Origin of the sequence: Streptomyces sp. CB02980, from assembly GCF_014451325.2 — a bacterium.
Taxonomy (GTDB): domain Bacteria; phylum Actinomycetota; class Actinomycetes; order Streptomycetales; family Streptomycetaceae; genus Streptomyces.
The window spans coordinates 73,206-87,884 of the sequence record NZ_JACSCH020000018.1 but is presented as its reverse complement, the minus strand read 5'-3'; the positions used below and the strand labels follow the sequence as shown (position 1 = coordinate 87,884).

At 69.7% G+C, this 14,679-nt stretch carries 22 protein-coding genes; all 22 read right to left on the bottom strand.

Going from position 1 to position 14,679, the window contains the following annotated elements:
• Nucleotides 1–41: 41 nt before the first annotated feature.
• Nucleotides 42–230, bottom strand: coding sequence for a DUF4314 domain-containing protein (locus tag E0F75_RS31020; RefSeq protein ID WP_229314275.1), 189 nt, complete (start codon nt 228–230; stop codon nt 42–44).
• A 67-nt stretch (nt 231–297) separates the two neighbouring features.
• Nucleotides 298–444, bottom strand: coding sequence for a hypothetical protein (locus E0F75_RS31015; protein WP_229314274.1), 147 nt, complete (start codon nt 442–444; stop codon nt 298–300).
• 79 nt (nt 445–523) lie between these two features.
• Nucleotides 524–1,573, bottom strand: a complete 1,050-nt coding sequence (locus E0F75_RS31010) for a hypothetical protein (protein WP_229314273.1) — start codon at nt 1,571–1,573, stop codon at nt 524–526.
• A gap of 82 nt (nt 1,574–1,655) precedes the next feature.
• Nucleotides 1,656–2,255, bottom strand: a complete 600-nt coding sequence (locus E0F75_RS31005) for a hypothetical protein (RefSeq protein WP_229314272.1) — start codon at nt 2,253–2,255, stop codon at nt 1,656–1,658.
• Between the two features lie 14 nt (nt 2,256–2,269).
• The gene (locus E0F75_RS31000) at nt 2,270–2,620 is read right to left on the bottom strand and encodes a hypothetical protein (RefSeq protein ID WP_229314271.1); all 351 of its coding nucleotides are present in this window, start codon (nt 2,618–2,620) and stop codon (nt 2,270–2,272) included.
• Nucleotides 2,621–2,715: 95 nt separating this feature from the next.
• Nucleotides 2,716–3,762: a hypothetical protein gene (locus E0F75_RS30995; protein ID WP_229314270.1), complete on the bottom strand. Its 1,047-nt coding sequence runs from the start codon at nt 3,760–3,762 to the stop codon at nt 2,716–2,718.
• Nucleotides 3,759–4,166 (bottom strand): hypothetical protein, encoded by a 408-nt coding sequence (locus E0F75_RS30990; RefSeq protein WP_229314269.1) that lies wholly within the window; start codon nt 4,164–4,166, stop codon nt 3,759–3,761. The genes E0F75_RS30995 and E0F75_RS30990 overlap by 4 nt, the downstream gene beginning before the upstream one ends.
• Nucleotides 4,167–4,330: 164 nt before the next feature.
• Nucleotides 4,331–5,023, bottom strand: a complete 693-nt coding sequence (locus tag E0F75_RS30985; protein ID WP_229314268.1) for a hypothetical protein — start codon at nt 5,021–5,023, stop codon at nt 4,331–4,333.
• Nucleotides 5,020–5,361 (bottom strand): hypothetical protein, encoded by a 342-nt coding sequence (locus E0F75_RS30980; protein ID WP_229314267.1) that lies wholly within the window; start codon nt 5,359–5,361, stop codon nt 5,020–5,022. The genes E0F75_RS30985 and E0F75_RS30980 overlap by 4 nt, the downstream gene beginning before the upstream one ends.
• Nucleotides 5,362–5,479: 118 nt before the next feature.
• Nucleotides 5,480–5,857, bottom strand: coding sequence for a hypothetical protein (locus tag E0F75_RS30975; RefSeq protein WP_229314266.1), 378 nt, complete (start codon nt 5,855–5,857; stop codon nt 5,480–5,482).
• A gap of 11 nt (nt 5,858–5,868) precedes the next feature.
• Nucleotides 5,869–6,288 (bottom strand): hypothetical protein, encoded by a 420-nt coding sequence (locus tag E0F75_RS30970; RefSeq protein WP_229314265.1) that lies wholly within the window; start codon nt 6,286–6,288, stop codon nt 5,869–5,871.
• Entirely contained in the window at nt 6,285–7,778 is a 1,494-nt protein-coding gene (locus E0F75_RS30965) for a DNA cytosine methyltransferase (RefSeq protein WP_229314264.1), read from the bottom strand. Before E0F75_RS30965 ends, E0F75_RS30970 begins: the two co-directional genes overlap by 4 nt.
• A 69-nt stretch (nt 7,779–7,847) precedes the next feature.
• Complete coding sequence (locus E0F75_RS30960) at nt 7,848–8,327, bottom strand: hypothetical protein (protein WP_229314263.1); 480 nt, start codon at nt 8,325–8,327, stop codon at nt 7,848–7,850.
• A gap of 56 nt (nt 8,328–8,383) precedes the next feature.
• Nucleotides 8,384–8,545, bottom strand: a complete 162-nt coding sequence (locus tag E0F75_RS30955) for a hypothetical protein (RefSeq protein WP_229314262.1) — start codon at nt 8,543–8,545, stop codon at nt 8,384–8,386.
• A complete protein-coding gene (locus tag E0F75_RS30950) occupies nt 8,545–9,198 on the bottom strand; it encodes a hypothetical protein (protein ID WP_229314261.1) in 654 nt (217 codons plus the stop codon). Before E0F75_RS30950 ends, E0F75_RS30955 begins: the two co-directional genes overlap by 1 nt.
• A 71-nt stretch (nt 9,199–9,269) precedes the next feature.
• Complete coding sequence (locus E0F75_RS30945) at nt 9,270–9,725, bottom strand: hypothetical protein (protein WP_229314260.1); 456 nt, start codon at nt 9,723–9,725, stop codon at nt 9,270–9,272.
• Between the two features lie 44 nt (nt 9,726–9,769).
• On the bottom strand, nt 9,770–10,744 hold the full coding sequence (locus E0F75_RS30940) for a helix-turn-helix domain-containing protein (protein ID WP_229314259.1): 975 nt from the start codon (nt 10,742–10,744) through the stop codon (nt 9,770–9,772).
• A gap of 87 nt (nt 10,745–10,831) precedes the next feature.
• Nucleotides 10,832–11,962, bottom strand: coding sequence for a PD-(D/E)XK nuclease family protein (locus E0F75_RS30935; RefSeq protein WP_229314258.1), 1,131 nt, complete (start codon nt 11,960–11,962; stop codon nt 10,832–10,834).
• Nucleotides 11,963–11,994: 32 nt separating this feature from the next.
• On the bottom strand, nt 11,995–13,080 hold the full coding sequence (locus tag E0F75_RS30930) for an AAA family ATPase (protein WP_229314257.1): 1,086 nt from the start codon (nt 13,078–13,080) through the stop codon (nt 11,995–11,997).
• 26 nt (nt 13,081–13,106) lie between these two features.
• The gene (locus E0F75_RS30925; RefSeq protein WP_229314256.1) at nt 13,107–13,448 is read right to left on the bottom strand and encodes a hypothetical protein; all 342 of its coding nucleotides are present in this window, start codon (nt 13,446–13,448) and stop codon (nt 13,107–13,109) included.
• 216 nt (nt 13,449–13,664) lie between these two features.
• Nucleotides 13,665–14,249 (bottom strand): hypothetical protein, encoded by a 585-nt coding sequence (locus E0F75_RS30920; RefSeq protein ID WP_229314255.1) that lies wholly within the window; start codon nt 14,247–14,249, stop codon nt 13,665–13,667.
• Nucleotides 14,250–14,422: 173 nt separating this feature from the next.
• Entirely contained in the window at nt 14,423–14,677 is a 255-nt protein-coding gene (locus E0F75_RS30915) for a hypothetical protein (RefSeq protein WP_229314254.1), read from the bottom strand.
• Nucleotides 14,678–14,679: the final 2 nt, after the last annotated feature.

The window sequence follows — 14,679 nt, the reverse complement described above, 5'->3', positions numbered from 1 at the left end:
CGCGGCCCCGCCCTTGAGGGGCGGGGCCGGCGGGGCGGGGGTCAGGCGGGGCGGACTTCGTCGCCGTCGTCGAGGAGCATGGAGAGCGTGGAGCCGCTGTCCCAGGCGATGCTGAGCTGGGCGAGGTTGGGGTCGTATCGGGTGACGGTGCCCGTCTCGCCGGGCCGGAGGTCGGTGTGCGGGTCGTCGGTGTGGACGAGGGCGATGCGGTCGCCCTTGGCGTACGTCATGGGCTCTCCTCTTGGGGTGTGGTGGCGTGGCGGTCGGCCCTGCTGGTGGCGGGGCCGACCGCGGGTGTTACGCGTCGTGGTCGCACATCTCGTGGGCGCAGTTGCCGCACTCGTGGCAGTGGCCGCAGGCGCATGCCTCGCATTCGGGAACTGGGCAGATGATGTTGTGGTCGGTGCAGTACGGGTAGGTGATGCCGAACGGCATGTCGTCCATGGGCAGGGGCCCCTCCTGATGCTTTTATTCTATATGCATTCAGGGAGGGGTCAAGATCTATTCTTTCGATTTCCGCAGGTCATGCCACCTCTCCGAGCAAGGTTTCGACCTTGCGGATCGCGGCGAGCATGACCGCCTGGGCGTGCGCGCGGTCCCGGCGGTCGATCGACTCGCGCGCCTCCTGCACCGCCTTGGCCACCAGGTTGCCATCAAGAAGGGTGTCACCGCAGGCGATGAGGACGTGCGGACCGAGGTCCCACAGCAGCGCGTTGACGGCAGCTCCAGCGGCAGCGAGAGGGTCGATGTCTGTGAGGCACCACCCGAAGTCGTGCGGGTTGATGCCCCTCTCGCGCATGACCTGGGCGGCGGCGCGGTAGAGGCCGCCGGTGCCTCCGGCCGGCTCGTCGAACTTCATGCCCGGCTCCAGCGGGGCATCGAGGAGGAGCACGCGCGCCATCATCTCGGCCACGCCGGGAGGCGTGTGGACCTCGGCGAGCGCATCGGAGCTGCCCTTGGAGCGGAGGACCGCCAGGAGCGCGCCCATGATGTCGGCCTCCGAGCGGACCTCGGCGTCGGCGCTGCTGGTGCGGTGGAGCAGGCCGCGGGTGAGCGCGGCTTCGGTGACGGCGCGCACGGCCTTGATTCGCCTGGCGGGGGGCTCCTCGTCGTCGAGCCAGCGGTGCAGCGGGGCGGCACGGTCGATGAGGTCGGGGCGACTGATCCACCAGCGGGCCCAGCACTCGCGGAAGGCGGTCATCAGGTCCTGGTCGCTGAGGCTGAGCCACCAGTCGGCGCCGAGGTAGGCGTCGGGGCCGCGCAGCGGCCACAGGGCGAGGGTGGCGACAGTTCCGATCGGGATGGCGATGTCCTCGCCGCCCTGGTTGTGGTGCCAGGCGTAGCTGACGGCCTCCGCCACCTCGAAGGCGTGCGCGTGAGGGTCACGCGTCGAGGGGCGGTGGTGGCGCGACTTGGGCTTGGACGGGGCGACGCTGCGCAGGGTACGGATCGTCGCCGGCGTGGCGGTGGGTGCGGGCGGGAGATCGGTGAGGTAGCGACGAGCGGGGGCCGCGGGGACGGGCGGAGCGGGCGGCTCCTCCGGCTCGGCGGCAAAGAGGTCGAGCTGATTCATGGCGTTCTCCGGGATCAGATGGTGCGCGGGCGGGTCTCGCCGCGCCAACCCCTGGAAGCGGGGTTGGCGCGGCAAGACGTGTTCAGTCGGCGTGCCTCAGTACGGCTCGCGTGAGTGCGTCGGCCTCCTCCCGGCGTCCGTCCTCGAGGAGGAGGGCGTGAAGCAGGTAGGTCTGCAGCTCCTCGGCGTCGACCTGGGAGAGGAGGTCGGTGAGGCTGAGGTGTTCCATGTCGCGGGGGCGGTGCTTGTATCCGGCGGCGATCGTGAGGACGATGCCGGCGACCAGGCGCTCGGTCCGCCGGGGGCCGAGGCTGAGCGTTGTCCCCACGTTGTGGATGGCCTCAAGGTTGCCGAGCAGGGCGGTGGGCGGGACGGCGAGGTGGGCTCGCTGCACCGCTTCGCGCTCCTCCTTCACGTGCGCGTCCCACAACGCTTCGGCCTCCGCCTCGCGTCCGGCGAATGCGAGCGCGGTGGAGTGGACGGCGGCCGGGAAGCGGGGGCCGGGCAGGGCTGCGGCGAGGTACTCGTCGGGGGTGCGCCCGGCGCGGGCGACGGCGGGGTCGCGGGCTTCGGCCTGGAACTGGCGCAGGATGCGCCGGACGGCGCTCTCGGCAACGCGCTGGTCGACGCCGAAGCGCGTGATCGTCGGCTGGGCGAGGAGGCGTATCGAGGTTGCGTGCATCGGGTGCTCCGGTTCTATTCGGCGGTCCGCTTGGGGGCGGGGTAGTGGGACAGGGCCTCGTCGAGCTCGGCGGCGATGTGGTCCATGAGGGTGCGGATCTGCGTGCGGTCGCCGCCGAGGTAGAGGGCGAGGTCGAAGACGTTGGGGGCGGCGAAGTAGTCGAGGAGCTGGCGGTACTGCTCCTGGGTCAGGGGGACGAGGGCGTCGGGGCGGAGGGCCCAGGCGGCGACGGCGGCGTTGTCGATGAGGGCGGAGGCCGCGCGGAGGGCGGCGGCGGCGGGTGCGCGGGTGAGCAGGATCAGGACCATCTCCCCGAGGTGGTGCTCGGGGGTGATGAAGGCCGGGGTGGTCGGGGGCTTGGGCACGTGGGTCTCCTGTTGGTGGTGAGGAACGCCGACCCCATGCTGTTTTTCTATGTGCATTGAGGGCATGGGGCGGCGTTCACGAATGAGTGCGGGGGTCAGTGGTGCAGGTCGACGACGAGGGCGGTGCCGTTGCCGGGGTCCGCACCGGCGGCCGCGACCGCCTCGCGCACGCATTGGGCGGCAGCACCCTTCGCGCCTTCCGCGCTGTCGAGGATCGGGCCCAGCCGGTGCGACCGCTCCAGCGGGCCGTACACGCCGTCGGTGCACAGGAGGAGACGGGGTGCGCGGCGGCTCTCGAGGAACCGCTGGCTGATCGTCCCGGCGACAATGCTGGAGGCGGGCCAGCCCCGCAGTCCGCGCCCCCCGACGGGCAGGCCGTGGCGGTGCAGCTGAACGGCACGCACGTGGTCCGCGGTCAGAGGGATGGCGGCGCCGAAGCGCGACACCTGGTAGGCGCGGGCGTCGCCGCACCAGGCGATGTGGACGTAGGAGTGCCGGGGGTCCAGGACGGCGACGACGGCGGTTGCGGTCGCCCCGCGCGTCTGGGGATCGGCGTTGGCGGCGATCCGCGCAGCGAGGAGCGCCTGATAGGGGTTGCCGGTCTCGGCGGCCCCCTGGGCAATGCGCGGGGCGTATCGCCAGACGAAGTGGTGGACGTCCGGCGTGGCGCCGATGCCGTCCAGGACGACGAAGGCCGATCTTCCGGCCTCCCTGTCGTGCCGGATCGCGTGGGCGTCGCACTGATAGGTCCGCTCGCCGCGCGTCTGGGCCGCACTGGCGGTGAACGGCGCCGTGTATACGAGTCCGTGCATCAGGTCGGCAACGCGCTGGACGACGCTTGCGCTCTCGGCGGGAAGCGGGGCGAGATTGCCGTCGCGGTCGGCGGGCCCGGTGAAGGCGACCGGGCCGCGCAGGACGGGGGGAAGGCTTCCGCCGGTGAGGCTCATCCAGATCTGGCGGGCGGGGTTGTTGACGGATCCCGCGGCCAGGCCGGCATGGGCGGTCGCCTGTCGGCCGAGGGGGTAGGGGCGGGCGTGCTCGACGTAGAGGTCGATGCCCCAGCGTCGGGAGTCTCGGCGCGGGTGGGTGTGGAGCGGCTGGGTTCGGCCGCCGGGCCACAGGACTATGGCGGAGGTGGTCATGCCGGGGATCCGATCCGTCGGGGGGCGGGCCCGTGGGGGTGGGCGGGCAGGATGATGGTGAAGTCGCGGGCGTCTTCGAGCGGGAAGACGAAGTAGTAGCCGTGCGGGTGGGTGCGCAGGTCGGCGAGCCGGATGAGCTGCGCCATGTCGGCGGCGACCTTGCCCCAGGCGGGGTCCGGGCGCTTCGTCAGGTCGAACCGCTTGATCTCCTCGCCGTCGTCGCCGCAGAGCTTCCACAGGTCGTACACCCACGGCCCGCCACCCCTGGTTGCCACGATGCCCCTGGTGCGGGGCTCGATCGCGGTCGCGTTGACCGCGAGACGGCGCAGAATGGCGCGGGCGAGGGTGCGGGTGGCGGCGCAGACCTGCCGGTCCTCGTCGCCGCAGGGGTCTTTCACAGGCACGTACACGGTCGTCCTTTTGGGTGTGAGTCCGCCCGGCGGCCGGGTGTGGTTGCACCGGCCGCCGGGCGGGGTTCGGGTGGGGCTTCCCCCCCTTTCTGCTTCTATTCTATATGCATTAGGGGGGTTGGCAACATTTTCGGCGGATTTCCTCTTCTGACCTGCGGCTAATTTCCCTGCCCAGAGGGCAGGTTGGGCTGCTCCAGGGCCCGGATGTGCAGGACGAGCCTCGCCCCCGCGACGACGTGGCCGAGCCTCATGTCCGGCCCGATGACTCGCGTGTGGTCGTCGTCATCCAGCACGCCCTGGTCGACGAGGCCGTCCGTGGCAGCCTTGAAGCTTGGGTACCAGTTGGCCGGGTCCCGGCGCCCGCGGGTGTGAGGGTGCAGAACGCCGACGATGTGGGCCCGGTCCAGGTGCGGAACGTGGCGCGAGGCGAAGGCGGCGGCCCGCCTCAGGACCCGGGTGATCTCCGCCCGCTGGTGGTGGTGGGGCCGCTGGTTGGAGTTGAGCAGGACCAGCCGGGGCGGCAGCGCGACCCTGAACCTGCGCCCGGGAAGGCCCTCGAACCAGTCGACCTCGCCGGTGGCTGGCTGCGGAGTCGCGTCCCCCGCGGGCGCGGTGTCCCCCGGCTGCGCATCATCCGGGACGTAGCCGCTGCGTCGTCGGCTGCCCGCCCTGGTGAGCGGTGAGGCGTGCAGACTGGAAGCCACGATGGAGCGTTGGCGGGCGCCGGTCTCGGCGTCGGCCACCACGGCGCGCATGCCTCCGGGCTGGTACTGGACGATTCGCAGGCGGGCGGAGTCCTCCGGGTGGCAGGCCACAAAGACGCGCCCCTTAACGATGTGGCTGGCGTTCATGCTCGGCTCCCGTAGTCCGGCCGGATGCGGACGATCCTGAGCACCCCGGCTCGCGCCAAGCGCAATGCGAGGGAGGTCAGGCGACCCACCGGGTGGACTTCGAAGCCCGCGCAGATCGCGGGCGTGTCGCTGCCGAGGGTCGCGTGGCAGACGATGTGCCCTCCGTCGGCGACGGCCTGGTCGACCATGTCCTTCACGCGGCCCTCGTTCAGGTTCATGAGGTTGCCCGGCCGGAAGATGCAGGTCGTGCACCGCTCCAGGCAGATCCGCACGCTCCACGTCGCCGGGTCGGCGACGTCGTGACGGAGGCCGTCTTCGGTGTAGGCGGCCCCACTCATGCCTGCCCCGTCCCCTGCTCGCTCTCGTGCTGGAGCACGTTGCGTCCCTCCCTTTGGTCTTGTCGGTCTCGTGCTCGGGTGCCGCCCCGGGTTTCTCCGGGGCGGCGTAGTCGGCTGATCAGGCGGCGGACCCGCCGAGCGCCAACGCCAGGTGGCTGACGGCGACGGGCTGCGCCGGCGGGACGTAGGCGATGACCTCGACGGGGATGTCCGCGTACGCGCCGAAGGTGCGGCGGATGACGTTGCCCCGGGTCGTGGGCGTGAAGTCGGTGTGGGAGTCGGGGCAGTCGCTTCCGATCAGGTGGGCCCACCTCTCGTAGGCACCGTGAACGGGGTGGTGGAGGTGAAGGCGTACGCCCATGCCGAGCTCGCGGCCACCGTCGAAGATGACCTCGAACGAGATGCTGGGCACGGGCAGGTCGCCGTTGAGTTGGGCGATGAGCGCGACGGCGGCCACGGGGCCAAGGAGGTCGCGCATCTGACGGTCACGAAGCATGGGCTCTTCTCTCAGTCCGAGGTGGGAAGTTCGAGCTGCTCGGCGTCCGATTCGGACGCCGAGCAGCGCGGGCACTGCTGCTCGACGGCTCGCCGGTGGGCACGCACTCCGGCCGCCGTGCCGCACGCCTTGCGATGGACGGGCGGGGGCAGTTCGGTGGGGTCGGCGTCGGGAAGGCTGTAGATGATCTCCCCGTTGCTCCAGATCCGCCCGCCGCAGATGCCGGAGAACTCGGTCTTGGCCGGTCGGACCTGTCGGATGCATGCGGCACGGAAGGGGCAGCCGCCGCAGACGTAGAGCACGGGCGTGCACAGCTTGATGAGGTCGCTGGCGGTCTTGAAGCGGTCGTCGGCCACGGCGAAGTCTTCGTCGCCCCAGCAGGGCGCGTGCTCGGTGACGTGGATGCCGGGCAGTGTGCGGGTTCCGGTCACAGCACAGCCTCCAGCTGGCGCCCGATCCACGCGGCCACGTTGACGGAGACCGCGTTTCCGGCCTGCATGGTCCTCTCGGCCTGGGTGCCGTAGACGATGTAGTCGGCGGGGAAACGCTGCCCTTCGAGCTGCTCGCGGGGCTTGAGCATCCGGAAGTAGCAGTCCTCGACGGCAGGGGCGCTGCGCACGAGGGCGGCCGAGTCGCGGGTGGACAGGGTGTGGACCGGCTCGGCGGCCGTCTTCACTGCACTCTTCCGGTAGGGGATGACGAGCGTGTTCCGGGCCTGCTCGGGCACGCGGCCGGCGTGGGTGACCAGGCCGTGGTGGTTGCCCTGAGCGGTGACACTGGCAAGCGGGTCACGTACGGCGCTGGCGGTGGAGTTCCGGCGGAATTCCACGATGAACGGGTCCACGACGAGGGCTTCGCTCTCGCGGGTCGTGCGGGTACGAAGCGGGGCGTCGAGCGGCGCTGCGTCGGTGTTCCACGAGCCGCCGGTGGGGACGAGGAGGGCGTCCCCCTGCTTGGCCGTACGGGTAGGGAGGGGGCGCTCGTCCACGGCGTACGCCCGGTCACCTCCGTCCTTGCCGTGGGTGAGGGTGATGGAGCTGGGGCGGTGGGGGAACTTGAGCAGTCCCGTCGTGATCCGATCCATGGTGGTGGCGGCGAGAGGCCGCTTGCGGTCGCCGATCCGGGTGCCGAGGTCGCCCCAGTTGATGATGTCGCTGGCGGGTCGCACATACGGTTCGACCACAGCGTGGCGGCAGCGGGTGTTCGGGCACCGGTAGATGTAGTCCCGCCGGAACTTGCCGATCTGGGCGCCTTCGACGTGCCAGGCCTGCACTGCGGCCACGTCCTCGCCGCACTCAAGGCAGAACGCGAGCGGACGGGGCGCGAGGTCCGGCTTCCGCATCGTCTTAAGGGTGAAGGTGACGTACATACGGTCGCGCCACTGCGGCGCACGGAGGTTGGTCTCGTCGCCGACATGGGCGCTGCTGACGCACGTGATCTGGTAGTCGTAGCCGAGCGTCACCATGGCCTGGATCCACGTGGGGAAGAGGACCCAGTCCAGGCCGAACTCGACCACGTTCTCCACGACGACGACCTTGAACTTCTTCGCCTCGGCAGCGCGTACGACGCACCAGCCGGTGACCCGGGTCCGCTCGAAGGCGTCCTTCGTCAGCGACTCCCAGTCGTCCTTGTCCTCGACCATGGTGAGGAGGTCCATCTGGGCGGTCTGGCGCGGGCGCCCGCCCGCGGGGCTGATCTCGGTGCAGATGACAGAGGCCCACAGGATGTCGGCGGTGGGCAGGTGGCGCATGGGGAAGCCGCTGATGTCCATGCACGCGTGGTCGGCCTTGACGTGGTTGGCGGCGTGGGTCTCGATCGCGAGGGACCAGTGGTTGATGCCGAGGAGGAGTTCGTGTCCGGCTTCGACGAGGCCGGTACTGCTGCCGCCCGCGCCGCACAGCAGGTCAATGACGGTTGCCATGGTGGGAGTTCTCCAAGAGGTGGTGCCAGTACCCGGCCCCGCTGGTGGCGGGGCCGGGTAGGGCGAGGGTCAGTGAGTGCGCAGGCCGCCGTAGGTCTTGGCGCGGCGCAGGAAGGCGATCCAGTTCCGCCACGTGGGGACGCCCATGGGCGCCTCGGCCATCTCCACGCCGGGGTGGGCGTCGTAGCAGGCCAGCGCGGCGGTGATCTCGGCGACCGTGATGAGGAACGCCCCGCTGTACTCGAGCTTGTACTCGGGGATTCCCGCCGGCTCCGGATCGGCGGCGTTCTCGACGGCGCGGTACGCGGCGATGTAGGCGGCCGCGCGCTCTCGCGTCTCCGGGTCGCTCTCGGCCCCGTTGGCGAGGTTGCCCGTGAGCTGGAAGTCGGCGAGGGCGGGGAAGGCGGGGGCGAGCGCCTCGTAGGTCATCCCGAATTGCTCCACCGCGTCCAGGACCCTCGACATGTCGAGACTGGTGAGGCGGTGGTAGTTCTCCGGGCCGGAGAGGGACTTTCCGTCCGGGCCCTGGATGTAGATGTCGTATCCCATGTCTGTCTCCGTGAGGGACGCTGTCCGGCCCGGCGAGGGGCCGGACAGCGGGGTGATCAACGGTGTGCGGCGTGGCGGTGGTGTAACCCGCCGCAGGTCATGCAGCGCGGAATGCGGCTGCGGGCGTCGCGGCGGATCTCGTCTATGGCGAGCGCGGCCAGACCGGCGGCGAGCGCGGCGCCGAGCGTGAGCAGCCCGTAGAGGACGGCGTCTTCCATCAGGCCAGCGCCTGCCCCTCGTCCGCGACGAAGACCGTGATCACTTCGCCGTCGGCGTCCCAGACGGACACGGGCCAGGTGGTGTCGTCCGACTTGTAGACGAGGCGCCAACCCCCCTCGCGCTCGGCGCCGTGGGTGATGCGGCTGTACTCCTTGACGGCCTCTTCGCGGCTGGAGAACTGATCACGGCCCTGCATGGAGAGTGCGCGGTGCTTGCTGCTCACGCCCACGGTCCGGACGGAGAACAGGTCGATGACAGGCAGCGCGAGGTGGTGCTCGGAGACGAACGCCGAGATCGCGGTGAGCATGGGGACGACGTTGTTGCCGTGCTCGGCCTGAGCGCCGTCAGGGGTCGAGTTGTAGATCAGCTCGTCGACCGTGGGGGTGGCCGCGTGAGCCCGGCGGACGTGGAAGCCCTGGAGCTCGGCCGGGTCCAGGGGAAGGTCTCCGACGGAGGAGATCCACAGGTGGGACTCGTCGGTGAGCTCGGCGGTGATTCCGAACTCTCCCCCGGTGATCTCGACGTCGGTGGGCAGCGGGAGGCGCCGCAGGCCGGTGATCAACGGCTCGTAGGCGTCCCACAGCCGCCGCCACAGCTGGTCCGTGATGTTGCGGTGGCGGGGCGGGGGCGCGATCAAGGGGTACTCGTTCACGTCTCTCCAAGAGGTCGTTGGCCTACAGTACAGAGTTGGGATCTATTTCGAAATGGATTGATGCTGAGGGTTTACGACGAGGTGGACTGCCTGGCCTCCTCGCGCACCTGGCGCTCCACGGCGGTGAGCGTGGCGAGTTCGTCGGCGCGGGCGCGCGCGACCTCCGCGATCGCCTGAGCCGCGCCGGCGAGTCGGCGGGCCTGCATCAGCGCGTGGTGATTGACGCGCGGGTCGAGGGGGGTTCGCGCTCCCCCCATGTCGGCCAGGAGGTCATCGACGAGGACATCGCGGGCGCGCGCCGTGCAGTTGCAGCCGCCGGAGCACTGGGCCTCCTCCGCCGCGTCGCCGAGGTCGGCGATGAGGATGAGGATGTCGCCGACGAACTCGGGGTCCTCTCGGTAGAAGTCCGCCAGAGTGCGCAGGTGGGCGCGGGCGGAGACGCTGTCATCGAGGACCAGGATCCCGCGGGCTTCCGCGAGGAGCGTGGGCAGCTGGAGCATGTCGTCCTTTCGGTCTCGGAGGGGCACTCCCCCTCCTTCTGCTTCTATTTTATATGCAATAGCCGGGATGTCTACATTTTGGGTGGAATTTTCCCCGGCTGCCTTCGCTCGCGCTTGAGGTCCTTGAAGCTGCGCACGGCGGCGCGTGCCTCCTCGCGGGCCTTCTCCGCCTTCTCGGCCTGCGCGTCGGCCTGTTCGCGTCGACTGGCGGCCCCTTCATTCCAGTCATCCCAGAACTGGCCAGCCGCGCGGCGCTCTTCCTCCTTGGCCCTCTCGCGCTCCCGAGCCCGCCCTGCGCGCGGGTTGGTGCCGCAGCCGCGACAGGAGGCAGCGGGGCGCCCCCTGTGCCTCTCGCAGCCCTCTTGGGGTGCACCGCGCTCATGCGCCGGGCTGTCAGCAGCAGGCAAAGCAGGCTCCCCTACGGCGTCAGCCGTGGGGGTAGGGGGGAAAGGAAGGACAGAGGAAGAACCAGGAAAGGAAGGGGTTCCCTCCGTGGAACCCACTGGGTTTCCCCCGGGGAACTCATCGGGTTCCACGAGGGGAACCCTGACCTCTTGGGCATCAGGGTTCCCCTCGTGGAACCCTGGATCCACCTGGGCAGATTCGTTTCCCTGACGGCGCGCGGCCTCTCTCTTCTCCACGTCTTGGTAGGTCATGGCCGGCTTGTCGGGCGCCGGGCGCGACACCCCGGAGCGCGCCAAACGCGGATTCTTCGGCGCTGCCTTCCGCGAGGCGGCAGCCTCCTTGAGCTCTGGCGTGCTCGGCGTCGACGGCACGCCGAGAGGGAAGACCCGGTAGACGGCGGCACGGCCCACCTTCCCGGTCTCCACGCGCTCGACGAGCCCCTTGGCGATGAGCTCGGTCACGATGGTGATGGCGCGCTTGTCGGTCACGCCGACCCACGCAGCCAGGCGCGTCAGACCGGGGCGCGACAGGCGCGTCTCGTCGTCGGCGGAGTCCGCGATCTTCATGAGGGCGAGCTTCTGCCCTTGGGTGACCACCTCGGGTGGCAGGTAGGACGCAGCGATCATCAGCTGGATGGACACGGCACGGCTTTCCTCGGACGGTGCAGGCAGGACGGGGTGCCCCGCCCGGTCAGTGCCGGGCGGGGCTCAAGTGGCTGTGCTCGTACGTCAGGCGGGTCCGACGTTGATGACCCTGGACGTCTTCCGTCCCGTCTTCCGGCGGGGCACAGGCAGTCCGGCCGCGGTGAGGTTCTTGATCATGCCGTTGGCGTCCGGAACCATCGGCACCGGCAGGCCCGCGATCTCGTGCAGGTCGACCATGGCCTCCATGTCGTCTTCCTCGGCATCGTTGCCGCCGCGCCAGGACAGCCGATTGGGCCCGTAGATCCCCTCCGGGGAGCGGTCGAGTTTCTTGCGGGCGAGCTTCTTGACCCGGTCGCCCTCTGTGGTGAGTTCGTGGCCCTTCACGTAGTCGATCAGGGCCTGTTCGCGGTCGGCGTCGTTGTGGATGAGCGCCGTCTGAACAGGGGCGCCCGGCTCGACGTCCGGCCAGCACAGGGACCGGAAGGGGCAGTAGTCGCAGATGGCGTCCAGCCCCGGCCCGTTGAAGTCGCGCGGCATCTGCTCCGGGTCGGACGTCTCGCGCACGCGCTCCACCCACCATCCGGCCTCAGCCGCCCGCTGGGGGTCGAAGTCGACCTCCTGAACATGCTCGGCGCCGTTGTCCCGGTTGATGAAACGGAAGCGGATGCGACCGATGTTCAGCGGTCCCAGACGAGCGAGGTACCGCTGCCCGGGAACGTCCTCAAAGCCCACCTCGGCGAGCGCACCGGCGTACAGGAACACCTGCCGCAGCTCAGCGGCCGTGGCGCCGTAGCGGCGGACGTGGTCCCACAGATAGGTCGACTTGGTCTTGACGTCCTCCACAGTGAGCACGTCGGCTGCGACCGCTGGCCGATGGCGGGCGGGCAACTGCGCAGCCGTCGCCGCATCAAGCTGCACGACGTCGATGTGCCCCCGGATGCGGCTGTCCTGGATACTGCGCTCGACGAGCCACCCATACTCGGTGCGCGCCGACTCCAGGAGGCCCTGGTGGATGTAGGTACCGAGGATCGCGGCCCGCTTGTCGGACTCGTCGGTCCGGGCTATGCCGTGAAGGATGTACGCGGCCCTACGACCGCACACGGTGTCGGATGCTCCGAGCTGCGTCTGAAGTGAGCGGGGCCGGCGAGCGTCGACATCGTGCGCCGCGCCCCACAGGGAGGGCGCGCCCGTACCGGGCAGGGTTGCAACGGACATGAAGGGGTCTCCAGGGGACAGATCGAGGCGGGTCACTGCTCGGCGTCCGCGTCCTGCTCGGCCGCTTTGTGGCGGGCAGCGGCGCGGAGCTTGTCGGCGTCGGAGGGGGGTTTGTCACCCATGTCGGCGCGCGGACTGTCCAGCTCGGCCGCCCGCCGCTCGGCAGCGGCGCGGATCGTGAGGATCTCCTCGCGGGAAAGGCGGTTCGCCGGGTCCGGGACCGACCGCCACAGGGCCTGGAGTGCGTCCCTGTCCTCCAGCTCCTCGATACGGCTCAGCCAGGGCTGGACGAGATCACCGGCGAGGGCCGGCATGACCCGGGGCTGAGACTCGACGGAGCATCCGAGCTTGCCGAAGACCAGGTCCTCGATGCTGAACTCCTGCAAGGTGACAGGCTTTCCACGCTGCACCTGGACTCGGAGAGATCGGACCTTGATGACCTGCGGGTCGGCGTCACGCTTCATGCGGATCCAGCAGGTGGCGTCGAAGCCGAGATCCTTCTGCGCGGCGACCTTCCACTCCGTCTGGTTCCGGATCGGCTGCCCGTTGTCGTCCGTCGCGCTGACCTGCTTGCCGCGCGCCAGGACGATGGCGATGCCGGGCAGGGTGCGCAGCAGGTAGACGACGCGCTGCCACCTTTCGAGGGCGTCGTTCCACAGGTTGCGACCAATGTCGAATGCGGCGTCCGGGTCGTCCTGGAGCAGCTTGCGGTTCTTGGTGGTCCTCCGGCCGCGCTCGTACGTCCAGTTCGTCAGCATCCGCCACAGGGCGGAGGCCGAGTCGATGACGAGGACGACCGGCTTCTCCTGGGCGGCCGCCGCGCGGCGGGCCTCGGCATGGACGGCTTCGATCTGTTCGAGGATGTCGCGGTAGGTACCGTCATGCTCGATGACCAGGTAGTCGGCGCCCTCGATGGCCGCGTACTCGTCCGCGCTGCCTTCGTCGAGGTCGATCCAGTACATCTGGCCGATACGGTCACTGCTGGAGAACTGGGCGGCCGAGTAGGTCTTGCCGGCGCCCTCCTCCCCCTCGATGAGGAGAAGCGGCCACGGGACGATCCCAGTCGGCTTGCGGGTCTTGATGCCGGGCGCCTTGGGGGCGCCCGTTGGTGCGGTCACGATCTGGCTCCAAGAGGTCGTGTGGGTCAGTCCGCGCGCAGGGTGCGGACCTCGAAAAGCGGTGACCACTCCGGGTGGTCGTCCAGAAGAAGCCGGACGTACCGGGAGCGGTAGCTGTTGTTCAGCGCGAACTCGTCGCCGTGGGTGGCCGCGCCGTACTGGTAGCGCAGGAGCTCGAAGAGCATCCCGATGCCGATACGGCTGAACCCCTTGGCCACGCAGTCGGCGGTGAGCCGTTCCAGCGCCCGGGCCACCCAGGGGTTGAAGGCATGGAACGCCTCGAACCGCTCCTGAATCGTCAGGCCGGAGGTACCGGAGGGCCGGCGAACGGGCTGGATGCCGAACAACGGCGGCTGCTCGATCGGCATTGACTCCCCCTCAGAGATAGGCCAACCACTCTGGAGTGTTGGAATCTATCTTTGGACGGGTGAATTGTCGATCGCCAACAACGTCGACCACCCGGTGGCGGCCCCCTGATTCCGTGCACGATCCTCCCTCAACGCGCGAAAGCGCACCCCCCTGGATGCGCTTCCATTCTATATGCGATTAGGGGTGAATTCAAATCAAATCACCCTGGATAGACCCTAGTTGCCGGGCTTCGCCGCCGCCCTACCTCGCGGAACGATCATGGATCCGGGCCCGTCGTACGACCCCGCACGCAGGGCCTCCAGGACACCCTCGCCCATCGACCAATCCGCCGTGCGGGCGGCAGCCTTGAGCGTGGGCGCCTCGGCCGCCACGGGCTCCAGGAGCCAGATCGGAGAGCCCGAGAGGGTGTAGTCGGCGGGACGGAGCCGGCCTGAGTCCAGGGCGTCGCGCAGGAGCGGGCGCGACACCCCGAACAGCGCGCTCAGCTCCGCCTGGCCCACGAGTGGGGGAAGCTCACCCACCTCGCTCACCCAGCGGCCAGGGTCCTGCTGCGCAACCAGCCGCGCGAGCACTGCCTCGTTCAGACGTCGCGGGCGCGGCGTCGTCTCGCCGAATCCCTTGGCGAACCGCAGCAGCCAGTACGGGGAGCCACTGATGATCTTGGCGTGCCGATAGTCGAGCGTGTGGTCCCGGCTGATCCACTGGCTGACCTGGAGCCGCTTCACGTCGTACAGCTCGGCGAACTCCGCCCCGCCGACCAGGTACGGCTTCCTCGCCGCCAGCCCCTGTCCCTCTACCACTTCGCCGCCTCCCGCTCCACCAACGTATGCACATAGATTGTAACCAGTGAGCGCGGAAACTCGGCGCTGCCCAGGACGGCGGTAGAGTGGGTGTCTCCAAGAGGTCGAAGGCCCCCGTCGTATGACGGGGGCCTTCTTCCTTGCGCAAGCACCGAGGGTTCGGAGCCCGCAGATCAGGCTCGCGGCAGAGGCGCCGGGGCCGTCTCGTACTGCGGGGGACGGGCGTACCCCAGCAGCCATCCGAAGCGCGGCGACAGGTGGGTCTCGGCCAGGCGGAAGACCCCGTAGTAGAGGAAGGCCGCGAGCGGCGTGAGGACCTCGGTGAGCGCGGAGGCGTTGAGGTCGAGGCCGTAGCGCAGGGCGAAGGCGACGATCGCGCCGACGATGGCCGGAACGCCCGTGCGCAGGAGGGATACGTACAGGTTCACAG